This window comes from Bradyrhizobium sp. ORS 375, from assembly GCF_000239775.1.
Lineage (GTDB): Bacteria > Pseudomonadota > Alphaproteobacteria > Rhizobiales > Xanthobacteraceae > Bradyrhizobium.
The window spans coordinates 50,760-75,745 of the sequence record NZ_CAFI01000297.1 but is presented as its reverse complement, the minus strand read 5'-3'; the positions used below and the strand labels follow the sequence as shown (position 1 = coordinate 75,745).

General features: G+C 62.7%; 34 protein-coding genes and 1 tRNA gene. 5 read left to right on the top strand and 30 right to left on the bottom strand.

The annotated features are described in order from the left end of the window. Positions 1-20 precede the first annotated feature (20 nt). Positions 21-197, bottom strand: a complete 177-nt coding sequence (locus BRAO375_RS38160) for a hypothetical protein (RefSeq protein WP_009029638.1) — start codon at positions 195-197, stop codon at positions 21-23. Positions 198-527: 330 nt separating this feature from the next. Between BRAO375_RS38160 and BRAO375_RS21945 the strand changes: the two genes are divergently transcribed. Continuing rightward, positions 528-602: transfer RNA gene (locus tag BRAO375_RS21945), tRNA-Thr, on the top strand. 157 nt (positions 603-759) lie between these two features. Continuing rightward, positions 760-1,050, top strand: coding sequence for a hypothetical protein (locus BRAO375_RS36480; protein ID WP_009029637.1), 291 nt, complete (start codon positions 760-762; stop codon positions 1,048-1,050). Between the two features lie 69 nt (positions 1,051-1,119). Here BRAO375_RS36480 and BRAO375_RS21935 read toward each other — a convergent pair whose 3' ends face one another. Beyond that, positions 1,120-2,145 carry a DNA-methyltransferase gene (locus tag BRAO375_RS21935; RefSeq protein WP_035641620.1) on the bottom strand — a complete coding sequence of 342 codons (1,026 nt, stop codon included), beginning with the start codon at positions 2,143-2,145 and terminating at the stop codon, positions 1,120-1,122. A gap of 9 nt (positions 2,146-2,154) precedes the next feature. Between BRAO375_RS21935 and BRAO375_RS37015 the strand changes: the two genes are divergently transcribed. Then, positions 2,155-2,406 carry a helix-turn-helix domain-containing protein gene (locus BRAO375_RS37015; protein ID WP_502688939.1) on the top strand — a complete coding sequence of 84 codons (252 nt, stop codon included), beginning with the start codon at positions 2,155-2,157 and terminating at the stop codon, positions 2,404-2,406. Continuing rightward, complete coding sequence (locus BRAO375_RS21930; RefSeq protein ID WP_052536119.1) at positions 2,403-2,951, top strand: PDDEXK family nuclease; 549 nt, start codon at positions 2,403-2,405, stop codon at positions 2,949-2,951. Before BRAO375_RS37015 ends, BRAO375_RS21930 begins: the two co-directional genes overlap by 4 nt. A 158-nt stretch (positions 2,952-3,109) precedes the next feature. Here the strand turns inward: BRAO375_RS21930 and BRAO375_RS21925 are convergent, their stop codons facing one another. Beyond that, positions 3,110-3,325: a hypothetical protein gene (locus tag BRAO375_RS21925; protein WP_035641604.1), complete on the bottom strand. Its 216-nt coding sequence runs from the start codon at positions 3,323-3,325 to the stop codon at positions 3,110-3,112. 522 nt (positions 3,326-3,847) lie between these two features. On the opposite strand from BRAO375_RS21925, the gene BRAO375_RS21920 reads away from it, so the two are divergent. Beyond that, the gene (locus tag BRAO375_RS21920) at positions 3,848-4,189 is read left to right on the top strand and encodes a hypothetical protein (protein ID WP_009029633.1); all 342 of its coding nucleotides are present in this window, start codon (positions 3,848-3,850) and stop codon (positions 4,187-4,189) included. On the opposite strand, the gene BRAO375_RS38155 is transcribed toward BRAO375_RS21920, so the two are convergent. The 27 genes from BRAO375_RS38155 to BRAO375_RS21790 all read right to left on the bottom strand — a co-directional run bounded on the left by BRAO375_RS38155 (position 4,190) and on the right by BRAO375_RS21790 (position 24,978). Further along, positions 4,190-4,408 (bottom strand): hypothetical protein, encoded by a 219-nt coding sequence (locus BRAO375_RS38155; protein WP_009029632.1) that lies wholly within the window; start codon positions 4,406-4,408, stop codon positions 4,190-4,192. Between the two features lie 32 nt (positions 4,409-4,440). Further along, entirely contained in the window at positions 4,441-4,776 is a 336-nt protein-coding gene (locus BRAO375_RS21910) for a hypothetical protein (RefSeq protein WP_009029631.1), read from the bottom strand. Then, complete coding sequence (locus BRAO375_RS38640) at positions 4,773-4,955, bottom strand: hypothetical protein (RefSeq protein ID WP_244423238.1); 183 nt, start codon at positions 4,953-4,955, stop codon at positions 4,773-4,775. The genes BRAO375_RS21910 and BRAO375_RS38640 overlap by 4 nt, the downstream gene beginning before the upstream one ends. A 19-nt stretch (positions 4,956-4,974) precedes the next feature. Further along, complete coding sequence (locus tag BRAO375_RS21900; RefSeq protein WP_009029629.1) at positions 4,975-5,475, bottom strand: hypothetical protein; 501 nt, start codon at positions 5,473-5,475, stop codon at positions 4,975-4,977. Next, the gene (locus BRAO375_RS21895; RefSeq protein WP_009029628.1) at positions 5,472-6,380 is read right to left on the bottom strand and encodes an N-acetylmuramoyl-L-alanine amidase; all 909 of its coding nucleotides are present in this window, start codon (positions 6,378-6,380) and stop codon (positions 5,472-5,474) included. The genes BRAO375_RS21900 and BRAO375_RS21895 overlap by 4 nt, the downstream gene beginning before the upstream one ends. Positions 6,381-6,448: 68 nt before the next feature. Continuing rightward, entirely contained in the window at positions 6,449-7,519 is a 1,071-nt protein-coding gene (locus tag BRAO375_RS21890) for a phage late control D family protein (RefSeq protein WP_139031441.1), read from the bottom strand. After that, positions 7,516-7,722, bottom strand: a complete 207-nt coding sequence (locus BRAO375_RS21885; protein ID WP_009029626.1) for a tail protein X — start codon at positions 7,720-7,722, stop codon at positions 7,516-7,518. The genes BRAO375_RS21890 and BRAO375_RS21885 overlap by 4 nt, the downstream gene beginning before the upstream one ends. Then, positions 7,722-8,108, bottom strand: coding sequence for a phage tail protein (locus BRAO375_RS21880; RefSeq protein WP_009029625.1), 387 nt, complete (start codon positions 8,106-8,108; stop codon positions 7,722-7,724). Before BRAO375_RS21880 ends, BRAO375_RS21885 begins: the two co-directional genes overlap by 1 nt. A 2-nt stretch (positions 8,109-8,110) precedes the next feature. Next, complete coding sequence (locus BRAO375_RS21875; protein ID WP_009029624.1) at positions 8,111-10,675, bottom strand: phage tail tape measure protein; 2,565 nt, start codon at positions 10,673-10,675, stop codon at positions 8,111-8,113. Between the two features lies 1 nt (position 10,676). After that, positions 10,677-10,817 carry a hypothetical protein gene (locus BRAO375_RS38150; protein WP_009029623.1) on the bottom strand — a complete coding sequence of 47 codons (141 nt, stop codon included), beginning with the start codon at positions 10,815-10,817 and terminating at the stop codon, positions 10,677-10,679. 17 nt (positions 10,818-10,834) lie between these two features. After that, positions 10,835-11,119, bottom strand: a complete 285-nt coding sequence (locus BRAO375_RS21870) for a phage tail assembly protein (RefSeq protein WP_009029622.1) — start codon at positions 11,117-11,119, stop codon at positions 10,835-10,837. A 64-nt stretch (positions 11,120-11,183) separates the two neighbouring features. Beyond that, positions 11,184-11,687, bottom strand: coding sequence for a phage major tail tube protein (locus BRAO375_RS21865; RefSeq protein ID WP_009029621.1), 504 nt, complete (start codon positions 11,685-11,687; stop codon positions 11,184-11,186). A 12-nt stretch (positions 11,688-11,699) separates the two neighbouring features. Continuing rightward, complete coding sequence (locus BRAO375_RS21860) at positions 11,700-13,112, bottom strand: phage tail sheath C-terminal domain-containing protein (RefSeq protein WP_009029620.1); 1,413 nt, start codon at positions 13,110-13,112, stop codon at positions 11,700-11,702. 83 nt (positions 13,113-13,195) lie between these two features. Next, positions 13,196-13,687 carry a hypothetical protein gene (locus tag BRAO375_RS21855; RefSeq protein ID WP_009029619.1) on the bottom strand — a complete coding sequence of 164 codons (492 nt, stop codon included), beginning with the start codon at positions 13,685-13,687 and terminating at the stop codon, positions 13,196-13,198. A gap of 2 nt (positions 13,688-13,689) precedes the next feature. Continuing rightward, positions 13,690-14,625 (bottom strand): hypothetical protein, encoded by a 936-nt coding sequence (locus tag BRAO375_RS38895; RefSeq protein WP_009029618.1) that lies wholly within the window; start codon positions 14,623-14,625, stop codon positions 13,690-13,692. Next, the gene (locus BRAO375_RS21845) at positions 14,622-15,305 is read right to left on the bottom strand and encodes a hypothetical protein (protein ID WP_009029617.1); all 684 of its coding nucleotides are present in this window, start codon (positions 15,303-15,305) and stop codon (positions 14,622-14,624) included. Before BRAO375_RS21845 ends, BRAO375_RS38895 begins: the two co-directional genes overlap by 4 nt. A gap of 3 nt (positions 15,306-15,308) precedes the next feature. Continuing rightward, on the bottom strand, positions 15,309-18,530 hold the full coding sequence (locus BRAO375_RS21840) for a DUF4815 domain-containing protein (RefSeq protein ID WP_009029616.1): 3,222 nt from the start codon (positions 18,528-18,530) through the stop codon (positions 15,309-15,311). Positions 18,531-18,532: 2 nt separating this feature from the next. Beyond that, on the bottom strand, positions 18,533-19,231 hold the full coding sequence (locus BRAO375_RS21835; RefSeq protein WP_009029615.1) for a BW3TFN family phage tail fiber component: 699 nt from the start codon (positions 19,229-19,231) through the stop codon (positions 18,533-18,535). Further along, positions 19,215-20,066, bottom strand: a complete 852-nt coding sequence (locus BRAO375_RS21830) for a phage tail protein (RefSeq protein ID WP_009029614.1) — start codon at positions 20,064-20,066, stop codon at positions 19,215-19,217. Before BRAO375_RS21830 ends, BRAO375_RS21835 begins: the two co-directional genes overlap by 17 nt. Beyond that, positions 20,066-20,923, bottom strand: coding sequence for a baseplate J/gp47 family protein (locus BRAO375_RS21825; RefSeq protein WP_009029613.1), 858 nt, complete (start codon positions 20,921-20,923; stop codon positions 20,066-20,068). Before BRAO375_RS21825 ends, BRAO375_RS21830 begins: the two co-directional genes overlap by 1 nt. Continuing rightward, positions 20,923-21,336 carry a GPW/gp25 family protein gene (locus BRAO375_RS21820; RefSeq protein ID WP_009029612.1) on the bottom strand — a complete coding sequence of 138 codons (414 nt, stop codon included), beginning with the start codon at positions 21,334-21,336 and terminating at the stop codon, positions 20,923-20,925. Before BRAO375_RS21820 ends, BRAO375_RS21825 begins: the two co-directional genes overlap by 1 nt. Positions 21,337-21,390: 54 nt before the next feature. Then, complete coding sequence (locus BRAO375_RS21815) at positions 21,391-22,263, bottom strand: hypothetical protein (RefSeq protein WP_244423237.1); 873 nt, start codon at positions 22,261-22,263, stop codon at positions 21,391-21,393. Then, positions 22,197-22,724 (bottom strand): hypothetical protein, encoded by a 528-nt coding sequence (locus BRAO375_RS21810; protein WP_009029610.1) that lies wholly within the window; start codon positions 22,722-22,724, stop codon positions 22,197-22,199. Before BRAO375_RS21810 ends, BRAO375_RS21815 begins: the two co-directional genes overlap by 67 nt. Before the next feature lies 1 nt (position 22,725). Continuing rightward, on the bottom strand, positions 22,726-23,079 hold the full coding sequence (locus BRAO375_RS21805; RefSeq protein ID WP_009029609.1) for a head-tail joining protein: 354 nt from the start codon (positions 23,077-23,079) through the stop codon (positions 22,726-22,728). Further along, entirely contained in the window at positions 23,079-23,519 is a 441-nt protein-coding gene (locus tag BRAO375_RS21800; RefSeq protein ID WP_009029608.1) for a hypothetical protein, read from the bottom strand. The genes BRAO375_RS21805 and BRAO375_RS21800 overlap by 1 nt, the downstream gene beginning before the upstream one ends. Further along, a complete protein-coding gene (locus tag BRAO375_RS21795) occupies positions 23,519-24,577 on the bottom strand; it encodes a major capsid protein (protein ID WP_009029607.1) in 1,059 nt (352 codons plus the stop codon). Before BRAO375_RS21795 ends, BRAO375_RS21800 begins: the two co-directional genes overlap by 1 nt. Positions 24,578-24,615: 38 nt before the next feature. Further along, positions 24,616-24,978 (bottom strand): head decoration protein, encoded by a 363-nt coding sequence (locus tag BRAO375_RS21790; protein WP_009029606.1) that lies wholly within the window; start codon positions 24,976-24,978, stop codon positions 24,616-24,618. Positions 24,979-24,986 lie beyond the last annotated feature (8 nt).

Genomic DNA, 24,986 nt, shown 5'->3' with positions numbered 1-24,986 from the left:
CTCCCCCTCGTTCACTCTGCTCAGCGCTTCGATTCGTCGGCAGCATCGCCCGTGGCCTCGCCGGGACGAGCCTGTTCAGCCGCCGCCTGGCTCCGCTCGCGGTTCTGCGCCTTGCGCCGCTTCAGGTTCTCGCGCAGCGCCTGCTTCAGCCGCTCCTCGCGCGATCCCTTCGTCGCCTTGCCGCTCTGATCCGTCATCCCCTCCCCCGGTCACCCCTTACCAGGGGCACAATTGGTGCCGCGGACGCGAAAGCCAAGAGGCACTGGCGACGCAGACGGTAGGTTCCGCACGGGCCGGCGTCGCCTGCCCGGATGGGGAGGACGCCTCGGCTTCCGCAGGCCACGCAGGCGAAATGGGACCGGACGAGCTGTTTCGCCCCGATTCGGGAGGCTCTCGCTGGATTTTGGCACATCACACAGGCCTCTTTCCCCGAAAACCCGGCGACCCGCGCTTGCGCAGGCCGGGACCTTGTGGCAAGAACCGCCCGCGTTCGGTCGCGGCCCCAGGGCCGGGCCCTCGCCGTTCCTGCTGCCGTAGCTCAGTGGTAGAGCACTCCCTTGGTAAGGGAGAGGTCGACAGTTCAATCCTGTCCGGCAGCACCATCTAACCCACTCGATATACTCAAGAAATTCGCCCGACCCTGGAATGCCAGAGAGCGTTTTAGCGCCTCTGAGAGTAGAACAGGGTAGCAACATCCGTGCATTTCCGTGCAAAATCCGTGTATTCCGTTCTCGTCATGTTCTGGCCTCTGACCCGGTCATGAACGACCTTCCGCCCAAAGTCGCTCGCGCATTCGTCGCGGCCATGGAAGCCTATTTCGCCGAACCCGATCCGGCGAAGCGCGGGCAGATCGCGGTGTTGCAGATGCACGCTCTTCGAGAGCACTGGACGGGCAAGCTGCGGCTGCACGACGTCGAGGCGATGTTCCGGGAGATGCGCGAGCACCTGGGGAAGGATCGGCCCAGCAGTCAGCCGCCGAAGCGCCAGAGGCTCCTCGCCACAAGCAAAGTCGCTACTAGCGCGGCGTCACTCTCGAAGCGGCGCTCATAGCGCAATCGCATGCAAAACGGCTGGCTGGCGTCCACACGCGGCAGTCAGAACGCCACTACGGCTACTCTGTCAGGGGACCAAGCGCCTTTGCACAACTCGGGTGTTGAGGTCGATCGTCCGACCGCGATTTAGCTCTTCGTAGATCTCTCTCACTTGGGCGTCGCTATTTAACTGGTCAATGAAACGGAAGGCAGACGCAGAGACGTAGTCCTGGCGCTCTTCGAACGCCAACCAGTTGCGTCCCTCAGCCTCAGCCACTTCACCCGTTGTGTTTGAGCCCGCGAAAATATCGAGAACGGTATCGCCGGGATCGGTAAGGAAGCGGATAAAGAACTCGGGCAGCTTAGCGGGAAACCGCGCTGGATGCCCCTGAGCGCCGACCATCTTGCATGCCGAGATGTATCGGCCGTTAGACTCTGTATTTGGGAAGGAGAGGAGATTAGGCGGAATCGCGCCGCCATTGTCCTTGGCAAATCCCATGCTGATGTCGTGTCCCGAAGGGCGTTTTTTGGCTTTATAGAACTTATCCGGGTCTTCAATCAGCTTCTTCATTCGGTCGCTATAGGGCGCCAATACGCGGCTAACGTTAGCCTTCGGCCACTCCGTCTTGCTGAACCACCACAGCGTGTTCACCGAGTCCTTCGCCCGCATTTTGCGTTTGTTGACCCACTCTATTGGGCTGGGGAGCTTTGCGGGATTGTGCCAATAAAACTCTTCTGCCAAGTGGAAGCCTAGGTCGTCACAGAAGCGCAGGAGCACGCGGAATTGGTAGAGGCTACGGACAGGGACACCCTTTTGGTAGGCTCCTCCTAGGTCTAAAACGAAACTGCCGTCGTCCTTGAGCTTAGCCTTCACAAGGGCAGCAAATTCGGTAAGCCAATCCACGTACTCGTGCTGTTCGGCGTTCCCGTATTCCTTCTTCCTTTGAAGTGCAAAGGGTGGGCTGGTCATAACCAAGCTTATGGACGAGTCCGGCAAGCCCGCCAGAAGCTGGCGGGAGTCGCCCGTATAGGCTGCACCCTGGCCAGTCATATAGCTCGGGGCGAAATTGTGGGGGATTGGCATCATCCCGCTACTTAAAGTCTGTCGACTCATAAACGTCAAGTGCCGACCCTCCATTGCGTGTCCAAAAATCGAATCGATACGCCGCTTCGGGAAGTATTCGCTGCAAATCTTCGCAGCGCGAGGGAGCGTCGAAACATTTCACAGGAAGCTTTGGCCGATCTCGCCGGGCTTCATCGAACTTACGTCGGTTCGGTGGAGCGTGGGGAGCGGAACATCAGCATTGACAATGTCGAGCGATTGGCAGCCGCGCTCGGCTGCTTGCCGGAAGACTTGCTTAGGAGGCGCTCTTGAAACCCTCTTCACAGGAAGATGTTGACGAGTTCAAGCGACTTTGGCCGTCCATCCAGGCCTATCAAGACCTGGCTTCAAAGCATGGCATACAGGATATATTCCAGGACAATGGCGGGAAGATCGTGCAGGTCCTACTCTTGCTGGGTCTGACTAATATCGCTGGACGTGAAGGGAACGACGCAGTCGACTCCGATGGCCGCGAATATGAACTTAAGTCAGTGAATATTGAGCTAACTACTGGTGTATCAACACACCATCACATGAATCCCACCATCATTGCCAAGTACAGGCAGGTCGATTGGATATTCGCTATCTATCGGAATATCGAGCTTCAGCGCGTCTACAAGCTGTCACCCAAAGACCTTGAGCCCTACTTCAGCAAGTGGGAGGAGAAGTGGCGTAGCGATGGAGGCAAAGACATCAATAATCCGAAGATACCGATCAAGTTCGTCAAAGAGGTTGGTACCTTGGTCTACGAAACCGACGTTTCGGTCACAGAAATTGCCGAGGATGCCAAAGAAGCTCAGGACACAGTAAAGGAATGAGCCAACTCGACATCCCGGAAACGCATGCAGAACTCGTTGCCTGCCAATCACGACAATAGCCAACATACTGTACGCCATACTCCCCAACCAGCTAGCAGCAGAGCCGCAACCAGCGCATCCCGTTCGAAACGACGTTCGTAAGGCGATCTCACGGAACGTCACCCGCCGATGCTGTGGGGCTTGTTCAAGAAGAAGTCGCGATTTCCAGTCGCTGCCTCCGCATACTGGTCGATTGAGACGATGATTGCCTGAACATGTTGGTAGCGCCAGCCCTCAAGCGTCGCCAGACGACGGGCCTCTGCTAACGCCTTCAGGAACGCCGGGACGTTTTTGTTCTCGAAGTCAGAATAATACGGGATCGTAGAGTTTACCACGAGCGCCCCCCTAGAACCTTGCTGGCAGAAGGCCGAGGTTGGGCAGCCTTCAGTCTGTCGCGCTGCTCGCAAAGCGAGTCTACGCGATCGAGCAAGCGTTGAAGGTCGGCTTCTGTAACGGCCGTTGGTCTTCCGGCCTTCTGAAGCGCGAGGAGGTCTCGGCGTAGCCTAGCCACGTTCTTGCGCGCACGCTCGATTTCCGAGCGAAGTTGGCCGAGGTCCGGCATCGTCTCACCCTGTTCAAGGAAGCACGAGACAATAGAACAAAAACAGAACGGAGAGTCCAGCCGGTTTTGCAGGTTTCTTGGCTATGGGATCGGTCTCCGAGAGCGCCGCTGCACAATGTCGAGGGCCAATGCGCTTTGCTTGGCGTTTGCTGACAGCGCGGGTTCCCGGAGACCGAAGACAAGGCGTAGATCACGCCAACGGTATTTACTTCTTCATGCGGGTGCTCCAAGTCATTTCCGATTTCCGTCCGCCCATCGGCGATGCACGTACAGTAGCGATTAGGAGCCCGCTGACATGACCATTCGAGTAGCCCTCACCGTCGCAGCCCTGATCGCTACACCCGCGTGCGCTCAGGCCAAGGACGGCTATTTGGAGCGCGGCCAGAGCGGCTTCTTCACTTCGACCGTACTGGCCTGCCCGACCCGCGACGGCCTCGCGAAGGTTCTGAAGGTCTCGGCCGACACCAACGTCAGCGCCGGTGTCGCGCAGGGCATGGCCGAAGGGTGTGAGAGCTTCGATAAAGGAACCGAAGTCTTCGTCGTCGAAGTTCCCACCAAGACGGTCGTGTGCGCCAAGCCGAAGGGCAAGAAGGAATGTTGGTGGACCGCCGCGAACCGGATTCAGCCCACCGACTGATCAGTACCCCTGCTCCCAGCCTTCGTCGACTTCCACCGACTCGATGAAGTGGTCATAGAGCCAAGCGGGCCAGCGCACCTTAGAGGCCCAGCCGCCCTTCAGGATAGACTTGCCGAGACGACTTGAGATCGTCTCGTCATGCCAGCCGCCGAGCAGCGCGTTCGCAAGCTGATCAATCGCGATCAAAATATTCCAGGCGTACTCGCCGATCTGCTTCATGCTACCATCTCCTTCGGCATCGAGCTTGTCCGTCACTTCGCTTTGCCTTGCGTCAAGAGAAACTGATCGAAGCGAGCGCCGATGCGATCCAGCGCACCGACCAACCGCTCTTCGATCCGGTCAATCAGTTGGACGGTCGCGTATTCCTGCGCGACCTTCTCGCGAAACTGCGCGAGGTCCCGTTCGGTCGCGGCGGCGAGCCGCTGCGCATCGGCTGCTGCGGCCTTCGCCTCATTGGCTATGGCCTGCCCCGCCTTGGCCGACGCTTCGTTCTTGGTGTGTGCCACGGCGTTGCGGATCAGAAGTGCGATCACCGCGCCGACGCCGGTGCCGAGCAGGCCCGCGAGCCATTCCGGGATCGTGATCATTTGACTTCGGCCGATGCTTTCAGGCGCACGTCGCGCACGTTGGATCGAGAGACGCGGAGCCGATGATTGGCTTCCTTCCTCGCCGCCTGTTCGAGCTTCCACGCCACCCGAGCATCCATGCCGGGCACGACCTTCGGCGCGGGCACTTCGTCGAGCACGAGCGTTGACTCGTGCGGCATGGTGAAGCTCGGGGACGGCCTAACGCTTGCCGTCGTTTGACACGCCGCCAGCGAAATCGTCAGGAGTGAGCAGGCAAGCACCGTTCGGGCGAGCCTTGAGGCGTTGTTCATAGTCATCGATTTCGTCCTGAGCTTCCTTGGCGCGCAGCGCCGCTTCGTCACGTTGCTTGCTCGCCGTCTCGGCCGCCTCGACCGCGAGACGTAGGTCGAAGTCCTTGTTGGCGATCACGCTGTCTCGGGCTGCGATCTGATCGCGGAGCGTCTTGGCCTCTGCCCGGTTGTCGGCGGTGCGGAAGCCGAGCAGGAAGACCAGCGCCGCGAGCCCGACGATGAAGACCAGCTTCGCGGCCTTAGCGTAGCCGCCGAGAAGCGCGCTCACGATCGGCAGGTAGCCAACGACGCCAGCCACCGCGATCAGAACTCCGAGGGCGGACAGGGCGATCTCGGAAGTCGCCGCCGCCCAAAGGAAGTCGCTGATCGCGGTGGACGCGAAGGCGTCCATGAAGAACTGCCGGATCATTCGCGCTCCAACCAAATCCAGAGGGCGAGGCCGATCAGAATGAACGTGCCCAGGGCAACGATCACCTTCCAATCGGTGAGCAGGCCGGTGATGGACGACAGCGAGAGGCCGGTGAACAGGCCGGTGCCCGTCGTCAGCTTGCTCTTGATGAACGCCTTCAGCTTGCCGGGCTTCGTCGCGCTCTCGTCCCGAACGTCGCTCTGCGGCTCGATGGTGATGTGCTCCTCACCGGACTCGTCGCCGTCCTGCCGTTCGCCGCCTTCCGGCGTGTCCATGAGATGGACCGGCTTGTAGGGCAGCGCCGACGCGCGCAACTGATCGAGCGGGTACAGCGGGTTGGTGTCGATCTTCCGGCCGGGCGAGATCATCCAATGGGTGATGATGTCCTCGATCGGAAACGCTTCCACGAGCGCGAAGCAGAGGTCGGTGACGGCCGCGATCTGCTCGGGGCTGTAGTGCAGCCAGTACCCCGCGCCGTGAGCCGCCGTCTTCGCGTACTCGACCTTGAGCGCCGGATTCTTGTTCGTGTCGATGGTGCAGATTTCGTTCTTGTAGACGCCGTCCGACACCTTCTGGAGCTTGCCGGGGTTGTCGATCTCGATCCCGATGGCGTAGCTGTTCATGAACTTCAGCCCCTTCCATTGGGACTGACCGGCATGCCACGCGACGACATTGAAGGGGACGAGCTGCGTGATCTTGCCCTCGCGGCTCACGACGACATGCGCCGAGACCTTGGCCGCCGGGTTGGTCAGCCAGGAAATGTCGCCGTCGTCCTTCAGGCCGGACGCCGTGTCGTGGATCACGATGAAGCGGGGCTTCAGAGCGCCGCCGTGGTTCGGGCTCTTCTTGAACGGAAAGGCAGCGCCATTCCGGTAGCCAATGCCATTCTTGATGCTGATCGACATCAAACTCTCCATTTGTTGAGAGCATGATCGCCAATCGTTTCATCGAGCGCAGGTCCGTTCGAGTCGCCCTACTCCCCGCCGCCACCACCCCAAAAGTCGTCGCTGCCCTCGCCGGAAGTCTCGCAAGAAATGCGCGTCGTGAGGCCCTGATCGTTCAGACGATGCGTCGCCGACTTGATCGTGTAGCTGCCATCACAGTCGGGATCGAAGCCAATCGCCGTAAGGCCAGCCCCGGCGAACATCTCCGTGCGCCCGAGGAAGTTGGCCGCGAAGACCTTCTTGCCGCGAGCGAGCGAGCCCTTCGTGGCCTTGGCTTGAGCTTCGGCTTCTTCCTTCGTCTTGAACAGCTTCCGGCTGCGATAGACCGGAGAGCCGCCGCCTTCCTTGACCCACTCGCGCTCGCCCTTCTTGACGTTGTGCCAGGCGGCCTCGACCGAGTTGTAGTCGCCGCGCGTCGAGCCGGTGCAATCCCAATCCGTGACGCCGGTCTCGGTCAGCATGAAGACAGGGGCCGCGCCGCCGCTGGGGAGGCTGCCTGAGCCCGCCTTGTTGAAGATGACCTTCTCATCGGCCAGCTTAAAATTCGCGCCCACGCGGCCCGCTAGGCGCGTGAGGAAGTTCAGATCGGACTCGCTCGACTGATCGAGATGGTCGATCTTGATCCCGCCCACTTCCCCGTTGATCACGACCCCGAGGCCGTTGCGACCGGCGATGTACTGCACGATGTCTTGGACGGTCTTCTCATGATACGAGCGCGACTTCGGCGACTTGATCTCGGTCGTCAGCCCGGCAGCCTTGGCCGTGACCGTCATGATCTTCGGCCGCCCCTTCTTCGTCCACGAGTCGATCAGATACGTGCCCATGTAGTTGACGCCGGTCTCGACGAACCCGAGCGAGACCTGCAACTTCGAGCCCTTGCCCGGAGACGGGATGTACTCGCGGTTATCGATCTCAAGCTCGCAGCTATCGGACTTCTTGCCTTCGTTGTCCTGAATGGTCAGAGACAGTAGCGGACCGCCTCCGAGCACACCGCCTGGGATCACATGGCCGCCGCCTTCGAGAGGCAGGCCGAAGGGAGCCGGGATCAGGTTGGCCGTGATGTCACGGCCGTCGAGCATGATGCGGGCGGCAGGGGTCACGACCAAATCCTCTTTGCGGCCGAGACCTTCTTAACGACGAAGGCCGGGATGTTCACGGTCAACCCTTCCGGCAGCTTCGTCCCGGCAGCCGCAAGGCCGGGGTTGGCGCGCAGGATCGCCTCCGTTGCGCCGTGCGTGACGCCGAAGCGGTTGTAGGCGATCAGGTCAACCGTATCGCCGTCCATGGTCGTGTACTGTTCCATTAGGCGTATGCCTTCAGATCAACCGAGAACTCGATCTTACGGGGCGCGCCATCCGACATCAGGGTCTCTTGCGCCTCCCTGATCTTCTCGATCACGTACACGCCAAGATACCGTCCGAAGCCCGTGACGAGCGGGAGCGGCTGCCCGAGCCCGGCCTGCGCGCGCATCTGATCGACCTGGCGCAACCCGCCGCGATAGTGCGGATAGATCACGCCCTCGATGCTGATCGTGTCCTCGCCGGGTCCGACATACTGCGGAGCCGGGGCCATGCCGATGCGCTCAGTGGACGGCCACCGCCACGCAGAAGTCCGGTCGAACTTCTGGTAAGCGGCGTTGTTCACGGAGAAGCGGTACGCGCCGAGCGCGAGAAGAACGGTGCTCTGCATGATCAGTCACTCAGGAGTCCACGCTGCTCAGATTCGAGCCGGGCGAAGGCCGCGTAGACCGCGTCTTCGGCCGCCCGCCGAACATCGTTGGGGTTGCCGCCATTGACCTGCACGGTGATCTGCGCGCTGTTGGTGCGCGAGACAGACGTGTTGTTCTCGCTCGAACTGGCGACCGCTGCCGCGCCCTCCGAAGTCAGGCCACGCAGCCGGTCGTTCGATTCGATCCTGCCGGACATGCCGGGGACGAAAAGCTCGGGGCCTTGCTCACCGACAAGGTACGGCTTGCCGAAGCTCACGGGGCCGCCCTTGGCCCTAGCGCCCTCGATGGGGTTCGCCGGGTTGCCTTGGTCGAGCCAAGACTTGGTTGCGCCCCAGCCGCCGCTCAGCGCGTTCTTAATCGCGTTGCCCATTGCCACGGCCTTCTCGATCGCCGTGTTGAAGAATCCGATCAGGCTTTGGATCGCGGAGATAACGGCCTGGACGCCCGATGCGGCGGCACCGCCGACCGTCGCGCCCCACTCGCGCCACTTCGCGTTGGTCGCATCGAGCGGCCCGAGCAATTGGCTGACCCAATTGTAGACGCTGCTCAGATTGCTGGCGATCGACTGCACGGCCGGACCCGCCTCACCGAGGCCCTTCATGAAGCCCTCGCCGAACCCGGCGAAGCACTCCTTGATGCCCGCCCAATTGTTGTAGACCCACACGCCCAGCGCCGTCAGCGCGGCAACCAGCGCCGTGATGATCAGCCCGACCGGGTTGGCGACCAATGCCCACATGGCGAGGCCGATGGCACGGAGAGCCGTCACAGGGAAGAGCAGGACCGAGCGCCCGAGCGCGAGCAGAGACCCGCCCAGCGCCGACAGCGTTGCCCCTGCCCCGAGTGCGGTCAGCATGCGGAAGCCGATAGCCATGGCCGCCAAGCGCCCTACGGCGGCCGTGGCAACGCCAGCGATCAACCCGGCGAACAGCCGCAGCGGCATCAGCACCCCGAGCAGCGCGAGATTGAGCCCGCGCATGGCGAGGATGCCGACGCGACCGATCGCGCCCAGGACGAAGAGCAGAGGGCCTGCCGCAGCCGCAGCGGCGGCGAAATAGACGCCCGTCCGCAGTAGCTCGGGGTTAGTGGCCGAGAGCTTCTGCAACGTGTCAGTGAGCTTCGTAAAGGCGTTGGCGATGTCCTCGCCAACCGACTCGACGATCGTGTTGCGGAACTTCTCCCAGGACGCGCCGAGCTGGAGCAGGATCGCGGGCAAGCCTTGGTTGGCGATCTTGTACTGCTTCTGCGAATAGCCCTCCGACTTCTCCTCCACTTCCTTGATCATCGCGGGGAGATCGGCCTTCAGCAAAGCCATGTAGCGCGAGATATGACGCGCTTCGAGAATCTGTGCGATGTCGCCGGTCGTCGCGACACCGGCGTCCATCTTCTTCTTCAGGTCTGTCATGAACTTGGTGATGTCCACCTTCGACCCGGCGGCCGTGACGGCATCGTTCACCGACTCGGAAATCTTATCGGCATCGACCGCCGACGAAGTGCCGATCGCGCCTTGGACCGCCTTCGTGATCGCGGCGGACATCCCGGCGTGGTCGTTCTTCTTCGTCGCGATAGCTTCGGCGATCTGCGACTTGACGCTGCTCGCGTCGATGCCGTCGCCCTTCAGGCTTTCGAGAACCGAATCCGCGGTGACAGGCCGTGCCTGGGTGTAGTCGCCCAGGTTCATGCCGATCCGGTTCAGGGCCTTCATGCCACCCTTCGGCATCTTGACCAGACGCACGATAGCCGAGCGCAGCGCGACGCCTGCTTCCGAACCGAGCACACCGGCCTTCGCGAAAGCCATGACCATCGCCGTGACGGAGTCGAGCGAGTTGCCGGTCGTCGAAGCGACGCCGCCGGCGTACTTGAACGACTCCGAGATGTCCTTCATCGAAGCGACCGTCGAGACGGCGGCATACACCATGCGGTCCGTGACCACGGCAGACGACTTCATGGCCTGCTCATACGTCTTCATCGGCAGGCGGAATTGCGTGATCGTCTTGCTCAGCGACGCGCCAACGTCGGCAGGCGTCATGTCGCCCGCCAGCGCCGAAGCCGCCAAGACCTGTTCGAGCGCACCCTTCGCTTGCTGGAACGTGAAGCCCGCCTTCAGAAGCTCGGTCGCGGACTTCATGATGCCGGTCGCGCCACCGGCGTCATACTTGCCCGCCAAGTCCTGAGCCATCTTCGAAAGCTCGACGCGCTGCTCTTTGGTCGCCTCCCCGAGCGCTTCGACCATGTTGCCCGCCTTGGCGAACTCGGCTGCATCCTTGATCATGTTCGCGCCGAACCACGCGCCCGGCACAGTCACGCCCAGGGTCGCGTTTCGGCCGTGGCGCTGGATCGCAGCCATGCGCTTCGAGGTGTTGGCGAGGTGGTTGTTGACGGCCGCGAACGGCGCATTCATGCGCGAGGCCATGCCAGCGAGCGAAGCCCCCAAGCTGTTGACCTGGGACTTCGCTGCGTTGACGGCGGCGTTCAGGCTCGGACTGACCTTGCCCCCGATGTTCACGAATACCGAGAAGCCAGTCGCCATACTACTTCGCCTTCATCGCCTTGTTGATGTCGGCCTGAAGCTTGGTCGCGTCTTCAAGCCAGCCGTAAAAGTCGTCGAGGTCCATTTCCTCGACTTCCGAGATCGAGACGCCGCCTTTGGTCAGCCGAACGAGAGTCAGCATCCCCTTGCGGAGATCGCTTAGCTCGACTGACCCCCACGAAAAGCATCGAGTTGATCGCTCAGCTTCTTCGCGTCGGCTTCGTCAAGCTCCTCGATCACGTCCGGCGACACGTCGCAGAGGTCGGACAGAAGCAGAATGCCCTTGTCGGCATCGTGACCCTTGAACTTCGCAGCCTTCAGCGAGTCCTTGGTCTTCGGCCGACGCATGGTCAGCTTCGGATACTTCACGCCATCAACCTCGATCGGAAAGTCGAGATCGATGTCCGCCTTCAGGCGCATGTCATTCTTGGTCTTGTCGGTCACTGTCTTAGTTCTCCCGCTTCGGATTGTGGCCGACCCGCCGTGGCGAGGTCGGCCGTGGTGGTGGTTACATGCCCATCGCTGCGCGGATGGAGGCGAGCTGATCCACGCCATTGACGATGCGGATCATGTTGTCGATGTCGATCTCGACCACGACGGAGTCGGCCATCTGAATCTTCAGATAGCGGATCGACATCTCGGACTCGTTCTGCGTGTGATCACCCGCCTTCCAAGTGCCCAGCGTGTTCTTCTTGAACCCGCCGTGCAGTTCGACGATCATCGGGATCGCAGCCTCGCCGTCGCGCTGGAGCGCGCCGCGAAGCTGGATACGGGCGGCGTTGCCGTCCATGTTGCCCCACAGGCCGAGAATCTGGTTGGCATATTCGCCGAAGGTGAACTTGGCGCTCAGGGTCTCCAAGCCCATGTCCAACTCGACGTTGCCGTCCATGCCGCCGCCCCGGTACTCTTCGGTTTTGACCGAAAGCTCGGGAAGCTCGACTTCGGAGATGCGACCGGCGTAGCCGACGCCGTTCACGAAGCTGTTGAAGTTGCGGAGTACGCGCGGGATCATCTTTCGTCCCCGTTATGCGAAGAGGTTGCGGATGTAGTCCGAGACGAGATGCGACCGGAAGGTCACGCGCTCGGCCGGATACGGCGGGGTGAAGTCATACGAGAAGGTCGCGTGACCTTGCGTGATGTCCGCTTCGGTGTTGAACTCGGGATCGACCCAGCAGTCACCGCCGAGGATCGCGCCGCGCGTGCGAAGCTGGCGCATGTACGCCTTCACCGACGCGGTGACATCCTCGAAGTAGCTCTTGGTGATCGCGCGATCGACTGCCCAACGGTGCGCCTTCGCGATCGAGATATCGATCATGTCGGCGGTGCGGGACACGGACAGGAAGGCGAACTTCTCGTCGATGGAGCAGGTACGGTTGCCCCACAGATACCAGCCGTCGTCGCGAATGAACGTGGCGATCTGGTTCTCGTTTAGGATGTTCGCACGGCTGTTCTTGTCGCCGTAGGCGTAGTCGATGGGACGAGCGATGCCGCCCATGCCATAGACTTCCTTGTTCGAGGGGGACTCCCAAAAGCCCAACTCGTTATCGACGCGCGAGATCAGGCCGGCCACGCGGGGCGAGGCGGGCTCGATGGCATAGGTGTTGGTCTTCACCGACCAACCCGAGACCTTCGGATCGACAACGAAGACACGCCGCGTGCCATGGTCGTTGCGATAGGCGAACGCCGCCGCGTCGGTGGTCGAGGGGCCATCGGCGATGATATGGGCCTTCATGCCATCGGCGAGCTGCTTCAACTCGCTGACGACCGGGTTTGCCGCCGGGCCGGTACGAACCTTGACGGTCGCGCCGGTGCCGTCACCGACGATCTCGGCCGTTACCGGAGACACAATGCCGTAGCCGAGCGACTTGAACTCAAGTCCCGTCACCTTTCCGTCCGTCAGGATCACGCTCGCGGTCGGAAGAACAGCGCCGACGCCGCCGCCGCTGAAGATCACGCTCGCTTCGGTGTAGACCGTCTCGCCTTGGTTCAAGACCTGATGATCCATGATGCCCACCGGACGCTGATGCGTGAAGCCGGGCGCGATCAGGATCATCGGCGCTACGCCGCATTCGGCTTCGGCCGCCCGGAACGCATGGATGCCGGTGAACGCGCCGGTGTCGGCATCAACGCCGCCGATGATTTTGGAAAGCTGCTCGTTCTCGGTGTCCGCCTTCTGGACGCGCACGACAACGATGAGGGCACCGCCCTGATCGAAGATCGCGTCGATCGCCTGGGGCAGAGTGCCGGTCGTGCCGATGTTCATCGCCGCCTGACGGCGGTTCACGAGCACCGGAGTATCATAGGGAAATGCCGCCAGCAGCGCGTCGGGAGCCGTACCGATCAATCCGATGACGGACGAGCGGACGGTCTGAATGGGCCGGGGGCCACGGTCAACGACGACAGTCTCGACGCCGTGCAGAAAGTCGGTAAGGGACATGGTGTGTGTTCTCAATCCTCAGTGTGGGATTGAGAACAAGCTACCGACCACTCAGCGCTGCGTCGGGACCGTTTGGGTAGCCCTTAACGAAGCAGCGCTGACCTGAACATGCCGTCCACCTCTGCATCGGTCAGCCCGAGCATCGCCGCCATGCCGAGGATCAACGAATTGGTGCGCTCGCACTGAGACATCGTTGCCCAAGTAATAGCGGCCTCCGGCTGCTTCTCAATGGGCAGAGCGTCGAAAGACTCTTGGATCAACGCAGGCACCGCGCCGCTCTTCGCGGCGGCAACCGCTTCGTCGGACGTGATGATGCCCGACGACATCAGTTCGAGCAACATCTGCCTACGCGAGATCGGCACAATGGGAGCAGGCAGGGTCGGGTCGATGTCCGGCGGATCAGTAAACTCGCGTTCGCGCGGCTCGATCTTGTAGCCGTCCGCGACCCACGACGCATCAGCCCCGAACACGACGATAGACGTGCCAGGTACTTCGAGGCGCGACGGGATCAACTCCCACCACGCAAGGTCTGAGTTGTCCTCGATCCGAACGAGCGCGTATCCATCTTTCTTCATCGCTAACCCCAATCAATGTAGCAGCGGCCGTATGCGCCGACGTTACCCCATCCACCATTGCCGCCCGGCGCACCACCGCCGCCGGGACCTTGAATGACCACCGAGTAAGCGGTAGCAGCCGCGATCTGACCCCAAGCATAGGTCTTCAGAATGTAGCCGCCGGTGCCGCCAGTGCCGCCAGCGCCTCCGTTCCTGGGTGCCGAGCCGGGACCGCCGCCCCCGCCCATCGCGGTCCCTGAGCCGCCCCCACCGCCAGCACCGCCGCCAGCGCCGCCCGCAAACGTGTTGGTGTCGCCACCGTAGCCGTTGCCGTGCCCGCCTGCCGCGCCGGGGCTCCCATCATAAACCGAGCCGTAGGCGAACGAACCGCTCGCACCGCCGCCGCCTCCACCGCCCCCGCCTCCCGCCGCGTAGGGACCACCGGCGAATTGCGCGACGCCGCCCGAGCCGCCCGATCCGCCCGGAGAACCGAGCGTGCCATAAGCGCCGCCGCCGCCACCGCCGCCGCCTCCACCGGGAGCCCACATCTGAACGCGGAACCAATTGAAAACCGACGGCGTCGAGACATTCCAACTACCCGTCGTCCAACCCGAGTCCCATGCGCCCGCCGTCACGGCGGCCGTGGTGATAGTCCAAGTAGTTGCCGTCGTGTCGATCGAGAGCCCGGCCGTGACCGAGGTCTGCCAAGACGACGATGCGTAGGCGCGGATCGCGATGTTCTGACCGGGATAGATGAAGGTCGAGAGCGTCGTCCACGCGCCGCCATTGATGCTGTACTCGCAACCACTCGCCGACACCAACGCGGGGCTGTCATAGCCCGTGGGCGTGATGGTGTTGCTGGCGTACAGTTGCCCTTTGATCGCGTTCGCAACGTTTGCGAAAGCAAACGGTGCGGGCTTCGAGTTGCCGGGGCAGATGCTCGCGAACGGAAAGGTCATTGCATCGCCACGATATGAAGGTGCGAGTAGTCCTTCGTCTTGGTGACGAACAGGATATGGCCCGCCCCCTGCGCTGCCGAGAACGTCGCGCCCGTGACCTTGGTGAACCCTGACACGGTGAGCGCGCCCGCCGTTGCGCCGTTCGAGTACTGGACGACCACCGTGCAAAGGCTCGCGGGAGGCGCAATCGAATGCGCGCCGTTGTTGACGACATTCTGGATCGCGCTGAGCTTCGGGTCGGGCGTGAACGTGCCAGCGCTCATGACCGTCTCTTTGCCGGTCGTGTCGAAGCCGCCGCTGAGCGTCTGCCCGCCCGCCAGCAACACGCGCGCATTGACCTTCGTCAACAGCCCGTCAATCGAGGTCTGCAACGCAGTGTCACGCCCTGAAGTCGTGCCTGCAAGATCGTTCACCGTCCCTTCGAGCACGGCGAGAAGCGCGAGGATCATGTCCTTCGTGCGCTTCACCGTGAGAACTGCATTGGCTGCGCTGCCCTGAGCGGCTTCGTCCTGCGTGGCAAGCCGGACCTGGCCTGCGTGCGTCTCCGTCGCCGGGACAGCCGTGCCGTCCATGTCGTCGTTGATCATCTCGATCGCTTGGCGGATGCGGGCGGCATCCTCGCGCGCGATGTTGTCGGGATGCGGCAGCGGGTATCCCCGCTGCGTCAACTCTTCGGCCATGTGTTACGCCCCCGTGGTGGACTTGACTGCGACTGCGCGGATGTTGCGAACGTTGGACCGAGCGCCGGGACCGCCAGTGATCACGACCCGAACCCGCGAGATTGCGCTGTTGACGTGGTCGAGCATGTACTGGCGCTCTTCCCATCCATCGCCCAGCGGGGTCGCCTTCTCCAAAGTCAGCGCATTCGAAGCCGACCAAACGGGGAGGCCCGCGTTCTCGCCGGTCTGAATGTTGGCCGCCATAGAAGCGGTCGAGGGCAGGTACACGTCGAGGATCAACCGAACCTTCGAGTCCGCACCCGCCTCGAAGGCGCGCGAGACATAGGTCCCGGTTGCCTGGATCGCGCCCGCAACGACCTGCAAGAAGGGCAGCATGAGCGGCGACAGATTGGCCGTGCCGGTGACGCGGAGACGCACCTTCAGCGTGCCGGTGATCGCCGCCGGGAGCGAGATGTTCACCGCCGGGGACGTGACGTACTTGGTGCCGTTCGGGGCCTCGAACTCAACCTCGATCGCGGTGCCTTCCGGCCGCTCAGCCGCGAGCAGCGGCATCAGGTCCGAGCAGTTCGCGACGGCCAGATCGCCGATCTCCATCGTGCGCGAGGTCGGGGCGAACTTGGCGCAACGCAGGCGGAAGCCCAGCGACCGACCCGGCTTGGGCAGCCAAGTGCGCGAGTCCGAGCCGTCGAGGAAGGTGCCGAGCGGGAAGGCGTTGCTCGTCACCCACCCGTTGATCTGATCGAACCCGCCCAGGTCCGCGATAGCGACCGAGTGCGTCGCGTCCTCAGTGAGCAGCGTGATCGCGTAGCTGCGATCTTCACGCAGCGTCACCGGCCGCTCAAACGCGGCGAACGTCCAATCGCTCTCGACGCGCGGCTGCACCGACAGCGGATCGATGACCTTCACCGTGTTCATGTCGATAATCGACTCGGCAACGACGCGCTCGGTCGGGATGCCAAGCTCGACTTCGCGAATCTGAAGCCGAACGGGCTTGCTCTTGTCGCCGACCTTCGTGAACTTCACGTCCACTCCGAGCGCCTGCCGGGGCTCGCTGAGACGGAAGGTCTGCGCGAGCGGGTCAGCACTATACCAGAACGTCGTGATGACGTTGCGCTCATGATTGACCGTGGTGAGCCACCCATAAGCCGTATAGAGCGCGTTCGCCGTCGAGCCGCCGATCCCCTCGAACGCGACGTGCTTCACACCCACCGGCACGTTTGCCGGGATTTGGAAGGCCGACGTGAGCGTGCCCTGATCGTCCGCGCGGACGGTGCCCGCCGGGGTCACGTCGATGTCATCGAACGTCACCTTCTTCAGGACTTCATTGTAGCCCCACTTATGGATCGTAAAGCCGACCGAGCGCTGCCGGATGGTCTCTTCCGCCCGCGTGACGCTGTTCACGATGCGGTCCGTGGTCTCGGTCGTGGTGCCGATCAGCGGGCCAGCGGCGAAGCCGGTGCGCTGCCACGCCACGCGCGACGTGAACACGGAGGTCCACACGTCCTGCGTATCGGTCCAAAGATCGACCGAGGGATTGAGCGCAACGTCGGTCGCCGGGGGAGCGAACGACGCGTAAGGGTTGATTTTGGACTCGCCCGTGATCTGCCGCTGCTCGAACACGTTCTCGGCCGTGTACGCGAGCGACGTGCCGTTGAAGGGCATGATCGAGACGGTCGGGGTGATCGGCAGCCAGAGCAGGCCACCGAAGATCGCGCCGGTCTGCGGAAGCCCCTGATCACGCATGTCGTCGTCGAGCAGCGGGTCAACGAAGACGCCGCGCTTGGAGGACACTTCCTTGCGATCCACGTCACGTTGAAGCCGCTCTTCGGCAACCAGCGCGTAGAGATCGCTGACCATCGTTTCGAGGCTGCGCAGATCGGCGAAAGGCATGCGGATGGTCGCGACCTGCTTCACGGTCGGGACGAGACCCCAATTGTTGTAGACATCCGCGAGCTTGTGCAGAGTCGGCGCGACCGTCGCGGGCTGCGGCGCGTAGAGCGAGCTGATGCCCTTCAGATAGGAGATGACGCCCATCTGATCGACAACGATGGCGTCATAGCGCGGCAGCTTCGTCTTGTATTTGACGAAGGCGGTCGTGTCGTCGGCCGCGCCGGTGATTTCGAAGCTATCACGCTTGATATTCGTCGGAACGGCGTTGGTCAGGTAGCGGTACGTGACCTGATAGGTCGAGCCGGGCGCGATCTCCGCACCGCTCGGCGACCAATCGACGGCCGCGCCGGTCAGCTTGTAGTCGGCGGTCGGCGCATAGACAGTCGCGCCCTGCTTCACCTGACGGATCGAGAGGACGGTCGGGTCGGGCAGCGCGTCGGACACGCCGGTATAGGTCCCGTGGGTGAGGGTCACGGTCTTCTCAGCGATGATGGTGACTTCCTCGATCGAGGCGATCGGGGCGAAGCGGACCTTGATCGTCTGCGTGCCGGAGTTGACGGCGTGCGGCTCGTCATCGAGCAGCATGATCTCGGGCTCTTCAGCGATGCGGAGGCGCGCGGAAGCAGGCCGGGTGCGCTTGTAGCCGTAGACGTTGATCGTCCCTTCGGAGATCGAGAACGCCTGCTTATTCGATTCGTCGAGACCGAGCGCCTTGACGACGAACCCTTCCACGACATAGCCGCCATGCGCCTCGCGATCATAGCGCGCGAGCAGGTTCACCCAGGCGTCATCCATCCCCGGCTCGTTCGGGGTCTCGATCTCGCCGTCCTTGATCGTATAGATCGGGAAGAAGTCGCCTTCCTCGCCGTCGCCCTCATAGCCCCAGCGGCCGACCATCGCCAAGGCCGACGCGCCGGGCTCGCCCTGAGCGCGCGTTCCGGGGGCGAGGCCCTTGAGCGTCGGGTCCTGCTCATACGTGACGGTGAAGGTGCGCAGGCGGATGCCGATGACCACCGTGCCGACTGCGGAGATCACGATGTTGCGGGCGTCGATCTCATGCACCGCGCCGCGAATGTAGACCTTGGCCGCCGCCAATTGAGCCTCGACGGTGCCGTTGATCTTCGGCCCGAGCACGATCGCGCCGCCGCTGACCAACGAGCCGTCGCGCCAGAACGCATCTGCGACGCCCTTCAGCCGGTTCGCCTCGATGTCCTGAATGACGTTGATTTCATTGCTGGTCAGGAAGCGATCATAGTGCGCAGCGAGACGCTGATACCCCTTCGTCTTGTCGAAGGTGTTGATGTAGGCCGGAAGTTGGTCGCGAGCGTCTGCCATTTTCAGATCACCAGAACGTAAGAGAATCCCTGCCGCTCGCTCGGGGAGCGAACCTTGCCCGCGAAACGGTCGAGCAAGAGCAAGTATCCCGGTTCGGCGACCTGATCGGGAGTCAAGTACAGTTGCCCTTCAGGCACCCCCGGCTTGCGCGCGCCATCGACGAAGATGCCGACTTCGCGGATCGTCTCGTCAGCCGCTTCGAGGTAGTCGAAGAGCACGCTGCAATAGAGGTACCGCGTCGCTGCGGTCGAGATCGTCCACCGCGCGCCGCCGGGCGTGCTGATGTTGCCGTTGTCGTCAGGCACGACGAACTCAACCGAGGCCGCGATGCGACGGCCAACTTCGTTGACCAAAGCCGTCTCACCGGACCCCAGGGCGGGCGTGCCGTATTGAACCTGAGCCTGGACCGTCGCGCCCGGCGCGATCTGCCCGCCATTCACGCGCGTCACGATGCCGGTGTTGGCATTGAAGGCGAAGTCGCGCGGCGTCTCGAAGGTCAGCGCGTTGCCGGTGTCCTTCAGCGCGAGCGACGCGACCGGCGCGTGATCGAGCGTGAAGCGTTCCGGCGAACCGGAAAACGTCACGTTCTTCACGTCGGTCTTCCCCCACCACGAATCGCCGCGTCCCCACGCGAAAAACATCGTGCGAGACTTCAGCGCAGCGGCGAGACCTTCGCGCCCGCTATTAACCAGAAGTGCCATCGGGTCCTCCGTAGATCGTAAACTGTTCCATGTTTGAATAGGAGACGCCCGGCCACGGAGCGCGCGGCCAAGGCATCATCACTTCGTTCGCGAAGTCGATCTGCTCGCCAGAAAGCGAGGCTTGGATCGAGACCACGGACGGCTCGACGATCTCGCCATCGAGCGTCGAGCGATCGAGCACGAAGCCTTCCTCGAAGCGGGCGACGCCCTCGACGGAGTTGAAGACACCACCGTCCATCTCGACGTGGAAATCGATGGCCTCGCCGTGCAGCGCGCCAAACGACAGCTTCGGCTTGATGCCGGGCAGATACACGCCGGACCAATCGTCGAGCAGCGCTCCATCGAGGCGCATCATGTCGAGACGCATCGGGCGGATGTCATAGCCGCCGTAGATGCGCCCCAAGACGCTCGACGACTTCTTGGAGAGGTTCGCCAGCCCGATCAGGTTGATTAGCGTGTCTTGGTCAGGCCGCTCCGTGAGCCCGACCTGAAATAAGCCCCAGCACACGGCCTTATGGTCGCCGCGCTCATAGAGCCCCTGAAGGCCGAGCCAATCGAAGACGACGTCATAGGCTTCCACGCGGCCACGGAGCGTCTGCCACCGCTTGCCTTCCTTGTAGAGCCGCTGATGATCTGCAACGAACGCAGCGGCGTCCTCAAGGCCCCAATGGCGCAACAGCCACGGCAGGATGTCGGACGGGATCGTATCGAGATAGCGCACGTCAACGATCGACTGCACCAACGCCTTGAAGCGCGAGCGAGAGTCGATGGTCGAGACGACGGACCGCTGAAGCGGGGTCGAGTTGCGCGGTACGATGTCGATCAGGTCGGTCATCAGTATGCCCGACCCTTGAAGTTGAGCTTGACCGTGCCAAGCGCCACCGCCTCATTCGGCTCCGCGCGCGTATAGTCGTCGGCGGACGGCGAGATCATCACGATCCGGCGGACGCCCGTCGTGCGCAGCGCTGCGATGACGAAATCCGCGGTGAAGTCCCAACCCAGGCGGCGGGCCGCCGCGAACTCGCTGCGCAGCCGATCCTCTGCCTTCTGCAACTCATCGCTTGGGGCTTCTGGCAACAGCCAGATGTCTGCCTCGACGTTGACGACGCGGATCACGGCGGGGACAACCTCGACGTGGTCGTTGTCTCCGAGCACGTTGGGCTTGTTCAGCGCCACGTTGACGAGATCGAGCAGTTCGGGGCTCGCGACGCCATCACCTTCCGTGGACAGAATCGAGACCTTGACGCCGCCCATTGCGTCCCCGGTCACGCCAACGTCGGCCACGCGGAGAGGATCGGCGGCGAACGCATAGCGCTTGTACCAGTTGTCGGTGAACCCGCCCTGCCCCTTCTTGCGCTCACGGAGCCGCCGGCGAAGATCGTCGATCGCCTCGCCTTCGGCGGGCGTCAACTCCCAATCGCTCGCCTGCGCGATCAGGTCAGCGCCTTGGCCGAAGTCGATCAGCGTCGCGCGGAAGGTGTCGTTGAGCGACGTGACGTAGAGCAGATCGCCATAGGCGGCATGGCGGCAGAAGTTGTTGATCGGGTCCGACCGCAGCATCCACGTATCCCAATCGAGACCAGCGGTTTGGAGCAGGCCACGCATCTGCGCAATGCGAGCATCCAAGAGCGTCTTGAACTCGGGCTCACGCTCAATAACGGGCAGCGGGAAGTTCGGGAGCGGGGCGTCCATTAGACGTAGCTCCCAACGATCATGTTGTCCGAGAGAACGACTCGACCGCGCGCGTCACGCGCCTCCGAAAAGTCGCCAAGATGACCACGGGGGTAATAAATGCCCTCGATGTCGAAGACGGCGTTGCCTCCATCGGTCATGTCGGCAAGCTCCATTTGGATGATGCGGAAGCGCGGCTCTTCAGCCATCAAGGACTCGGGATTCTTGCGGTTGATCGCTTCCGGCACGGCCGCGTAGAACTCGATCACCGTGACCTGCGACACGGCGCGGTCAACGAGGCGCGGCATCTTCGAGCCGAAATCGCGAGCCATCACGAGCGACTTGAGAGTCGTGCTCAGGATGGTCGCGATCGACTGCCAGACATCGTCAATGCCTTCGAGCGGCTTGCCGGTGGTGAGATCGATGGTCGCCATAAAGCGCACCGTGCCGCGTTGGCACAGCCGCTTACAGCCTGATCCAGTCGCCTCTTATCCGACCTTGGCGAAGGTCTGCTTCGCCGGTCCGGCTTCGGTGACAACCTTGTCCTGGGGCGTGTCCCCCTTGTCTTCGAGGCCAAGGTACGTCTTGCCGATCGTCTTGAATGCGTCAGCCGTGTGCAGAGATTGCTTCGTCTTGGACTCGAACTTGTCGTCCGCCTCGACGACGACGTTCTTCGCCTTGAGCGTGATCGTGCCGTCCTTCATGACGATCTTGCAGCCCGAGCCTTCGAGCGTGATCGAGCCCTTATCCTTGATGCCTTTGATCAGCCAATCGCCGGTGTTGCGGTCATAGCTGATCTCTCCGAGGATTTCTTCCTCGCCTTGCTGACCGCCTTGGCCGCCCTCTCCACCCCCGTCGCCTTGACCGCCCTCGCCGCCCTGACCATCCTTGCTCTTCGGCTTCGCGAAGATTTTGCGCCAGACGCCCGCCTTGTCGGTCGTCTCTTTCTCGTCTTCGTTGTCGGGCGTGTACGTTCCCGCCGGATAGACCTGCGCGGTCGCAAGCTCGCCGCCTTCCGCGAGCAGCACGACTTTTTCGTCATTCTCAAGGAAATGCGTCTCGCGGTCGCCCTTCGCGCGCATGCCGCCGGCCGGGAGCCAATCCGTGATGATATGGTTGTCTTCGTCCTTCTCGTCACCGATCAGGACGCGATACGCCGGGGGCTTCCGCTTGTAGTCCACCTCTTTGATCTTGCCGAACTTGACGACATCCTGCGCGCGCCGATCGATGTCGGCCGCTTCCGGATCGGACACGCCGCCGGTGCTCGCGGGGTCGCGGAGAAACTTGACCATGACTACTTGCCCGCCAGGAAATCCGCCATGTCGGCGTCGATGTCGTCGGCCGTCGCTCGCGGGCGCCATTCGGTGCGATACATGACCTGCCAAACGAGGCCGATTGCGCCGACCGGGCGCTTGACCTGGTCCGTGATTACGTCGATGTCGGACTCGGTCAGCCGGATGCGCGCCGACTCGAAGCCGGGGATCACGAACCCCTCGAAGGCCGCTTCCATCTCTTCGGCGATGTCGTCGAGCGCGTCATCGACGGTCGTCCCGGCGAGCAGCATGGCTTCGGTGACGATGGTCAGTTCGCGTTCCAAGTACGTCGCGTCGCCTTCGATCCCGTAGCTCTTCTCGACGTTGTACTTTTCCATGCGCGCATAGACGAGGATGGCAGGGCCATCCTCTTTCAACTCTTCCTCGCTCACCGGAGCCAAGCGGCTGCCATAGACGCGCGTCTGCGCTCGCGTGCGATAGCTATCGCCGACCTGCTCAGCAAGCCGGTTGCAGAATGCTTGGCGGATGCGCTTGCGCGGATGGGGCATGTCAGTCGTTCGCCATCAACAAGAGCATGGACAGGCCGGAGCCGTCCGGCCGCTTGTCCTCGATCCGATATTCCTGCCCCTTGATGGTCAGCTTCTCGCCCTTCCGACCGCCCTTGAGCAGATCGGACGTGCGGCAGAGAAACGTCGGGCCGGATGACGTGACGCTCGCGCCCATCTGCAACTGATACTCCGTGCCGCTCCAACGGCTCGGATTCCAGTTGCTGCCTTCGTCGTCGAAGATACCGACGACCGGCTTGGGCTCGATGGCCGAGTCTCGGGATACATAAACGGCCTCAACCCCGAACTCGTCGGGGTTGAGAAAGGTCAGCAGGTCGTCGTCGGACTCGACGGACATCAGACACCGGACTCGCGCAGAGCCAAGGCGTGGTCGATATCGGCGTCCGTGACATCGAAGCCAACGATGTCCTCGATCGGCTTCTGCTTCGGCTTGCCCGCACGCTTGCCGGTCTTGACGAAGTCGTGCTTCTCATCGAGCAGGTCGATAGCGGATGCGATGTCCACGATGCGATTGCTCGCGCCGTCCTTCTGCCGAGAGTCGGGAGGGGCTTCAGCAGAGGACGGCGCGTCGCCGGGGACTCCACCGGCGGATTCGAGACCGGCGAGGGAAGTCGCCAGTGCGGTAGCAACCACGGGGGCCGAGACGTGGTCCGGCGCGAGAACGACGCGAGCAGGCCCGAGGGCTTTCGCTTCGTCCGCCGTCAGTTCGATCGGCGTACCGGGCGGCACATACCGCCCGTTACGCTTGATCGTTACGCGGCCGAGATAGACCGGCATTACTTCACCTTCGCGCCCAGGGTGCCGTTCACGCGGTAGGGCGTGATCAGCGGAGCGGACTGACCGAGGATGTAGCGAACGCTCGGGTCTTCCTCCTCCCAGGACTTCACGAAGAAGTCGCGGGGCTGGATACCGGCCTTCAGGTCCATGATCGCGCCGAAGTGACGCACGCCCTCGATCTCGCGCGAAGCCATGACGACTTCACCGGCCGGGAGCACTTCCTTCTCGACGCCGTCGAGCGGATCGACGTATTTGTCCGCGTGGACCCACAGACGATAGTCGCCGAACACGGCAACGAGACGCACGCCGGGGGTGATCAGCATCGGGCCGAGCGCGGCACGGGCGGACTCGAGGGTCGCGGCGGTGAGGTCGATCTGAAGGCGCATCGACTTCGCAACCGCGTCGCTGTCCGGACCCGCCATCTTCGCGCGCACGGCCTTCCACACGTCGCTCGCCATGAACACGTCACGGCAGGTCAGCGCGGAGGCGTCGAAGATCATCTGACCCCACTCCTCGATGTCGTCGAGCGGGTTGACGGCGGCGTTCGTCCACTGATCGTTGCCGGTCAGGACGATGGACAGTTCGGGCTCGCGCTCGAAGTCCACAATCTGCTCCGGATAGTCGTCGCCCTTCAGCACGAGCTTGCCGGTGCGCAGGACTTCGGCCGACATGACTTCGAGGCGGCGGACCCACATATCCAACTGCTCGCTGACGGCGAAGCCGACCGAGGCGGCAAGGCGCTGCTCGGGGCTCAGGGTGCCGCCGATCTTCTCGCCAGCGCGACGCTTGAACTGGCCCGAGGGCTTGAAGACGCGCTTGTCCTTGATGTAGGCCGGTGCGAGCGACTGCGTCTTGTAACCCGCCTCGCGGACAACCTTGCCAGCGACGATCGGGGAGACGAGCGGCGAGATCAGCCGGCGGCCCTTCACCTTGTCGAACTTCACGTCTTCGGTGTCCGAAGTCTCGATCGCGGTGAAGAACGTGTTGAGGAAGAACGCCGGGTTGAGCGGCAGTTCCTCGACAACACGGTTGAGTGCGGTGGTCGAAAAGAGGTCCATAGTCAGGGCTTCCCGTTGCTTTTTCGTGGTTGTCTCGGTTAGCCCATGGGCTTGACGAGCCAGATCGACTTCGTGCGGAAGACCGCATCCACCGACCCGAGGGTGTGACCGGCGCCGAGGATCAGCTTGTCCTGATCGAACTCGCCAGCGATGTAGACGACCGCCTGAACGTCGGCGCTGGTAGCATCGACGGCATCGGCGAGGATCGCGTCGGGGACCTGCGAACCATCGTTCGCCGCCTTGACGGACTTGATGTACTTCGTGTCGGCGGTGATCATGCCGAGCACGGTCGCTGCATCGAGCTTGCCCGCACCGGCCTTGATGGTCACGACGCGAGCGCGAGTGTGTCCGAGCGCCCACTGGTTGGGGACGAACTCACCTTCGTTAGCAAACTTCGCCACGTTGAGGC

Coding starts and splice junctions, on each gene's coding strand:
- BRAO375_RS38160 (WP_009029638.1), bottom strand. CDS start 197: ATGACGGATCAGAGCGGCAAGGCGACGAAGGGATCGCGCGAGGAGCGG.
- BRAO375_RS21880 (WP_009029625.1), bottom strand. CDS start 8,108: ATGCAGAGCACCGTTCTTCTCGCGCTCGGCGCGTACCGCTTCTCCGTG.
- BRAO375_RS21920 (WP_009029633.1), top strand. CDS start 3,848: ATGACCATTCGAGTAGCCCTCACCGTCGCAGCCCTGATCGCTACACCC.
- BRAO375_RS38155 (WP_009029632.1), bottom strand. CDS start 4,408: ATGAAGCAGATCGGCGAGTACGCCTGGAATATTTTGATCGCGATTGAT.
- BRAO375_RS21845 (WP_009029617.1), bottom strand. CDS start 15,305: ATGGCCGAAGAGTTGACGCAGCGGGGATACCCGCTGCCGCATCCCGAC.
- BRAO375_RS21875 (WP_009029624.1), bottom strand. CDS start 10,675: ATGGCGACTGGCTTCTCGGTATTCGTGAACATCGGGGGCAAGGTCAGT.
- BRAO375_RS21855 (WP_009029619.1), bottom strand. CDS start 13,687: ATGAAGAAAGATGGATACGCGCTCGTTCGGATCGAGGACAACTCAGAC.
- BRAO375_RS21860 (WP_009029620.1), bottom strand. CDS start 13,112: ATGTCCCTTACCGACTTTCTGCACGGCGTCGAGACTGTCGTCGTTGAC.
- BRAO375_RS21805 (WP_009029609.1), bottom strand. CDS start 23,079: ATGTCCGTCGAGTCCGACGACGACCTGCTGACCTTTCTCAACCCCGAC.
- BRAO375_RS21895 (WP_009029628.1), bottom strand. CDS start 6,380: ATGTCGATCAGCATCAAGAATGGCATTGGCTACCGGAATGGCGCTGCC.
- BRAO375_RS21830 (WP_009029614.1), bottom strand. CDS start 20,066: ATGACCGACCTGATCGACATCGTACCGCGCAACTCGACCCCGCTTCAG.
- BRAO375_RS21900 (WP_009029629.1), bottom strand. CDS start 5,475: ATGATCCGGCAGTTCTTCATGGACGCCTTCGCGTCCACCGCGATCAGC.
- BRAO375_RS38640 (WP_244423238.1), bottom strand. CDS start 4,955: ATGCCGCACGAGTCAACGCTCGTGCTCGACGAAGTGCCCGCGCCGAAG.
- BRAO375_RS21835 (WP_009029615.1), bottom strand. CDS start 19,231: ATGGCACTTCTGGTTAATAGCGGGCGCGAAGGTCTCGCCGCTGCGCTG.
- BRAO375_RS36480 (WP_009029637.1), top strand. CDS start 760: ATGAACGACCTTCCGCCCAAAGTCGCTCGCGCATTCGTCGCGGCCATG.
- BRAO375_RS21795 (WP_009029607.1), bottom strand. CDS start 24,577: ATGGACCTCTTTTCGACCACCGCACTCAACCGTGTTGTCGAGGAACTG.
- BRAO375_RS38895 (WP_009029618.1), bottom strand. CDS start 14,625: ATGACCTTTCCGTTCGCGAGCATCTGCCCCGGCAACTCGAAGCCCGCA.
- BRAO375_RS21910 (WP_009029631.1), bottom strand. CDS start 4,776: ATGATCACGATCCCGGAATGGCTCGCGGGCCTGCTCGGCACCGGCGTC.
- BRAO375_RS21810 (WP_009029610.1), bottom strand. CDS start 22,724: ATGCCCCATCCGCGCAAGCGCATCCGCCAAGCATTCTGCAACCGGCTT.
- BRAO375_RS21865 (WP_009029621.1), bottom strand. CDS start 11,687: ATGATCCCGCGCGTACTCCGCAACTTCAACAGCTTCGTGAACGGCGTC.
- BRAO375_RS21885 (WP_009029626.1), bottom strand. CDS start 7,722: ATGGAACAGTACACGACCATGGACGGCGATACGGTTGACCTGATCGCC.
- BRAO375_RS21825 (WP_009029613.1), bottom strand. CDS start 20,923: ATGGACGCCCCGCTCCCGAACTTCCCGCTGCCCGTTATTGAGCGTGAG.
- BRAO375_RS21800 (WP_009029608.1), bottom strand. CDS start 23,519: ATGCCGGTCTATCTCGGCCGCGTAACGATCAAGCGTAACGGGCGGTAT.
- BRAO375_RS21840 (WP_009029616.1), bottom strand. CDS start 18,530: ATGGCAGACGCTCGCGACCAACTTCCGGCCTACATCAACACCTTCGAC.
- BRAO375_RS21935 (WP_035641620.1), bottom strand. CDS start 2,145: ATGAGTCGACAGACTTTAAGTAGCGGGATGATGCCAATCCCCCACAAT.
- BRAO375_RS21815 (WP_244423237.1), bottom strand. CDS start 22,263: ATGGCGCCCGCGAGCGACGGCCGACGACATCGACGCCGACATGGCGGA.
- BRAO375_RS38150 (WP_009029623.1), bottom strand. CDS start 10,817: ATGCTGACTCTCGTTCGGCTGACCAAAGGCGGCGTCTCGATCTCGGAA.
- BRAO375_RS21820 (WP_009029612.1), bottom strand. CDS start 21,336: ATGGCGACCATCGATCTCACCACCGGCAAGCCGCTCGAAGGCATTGAC.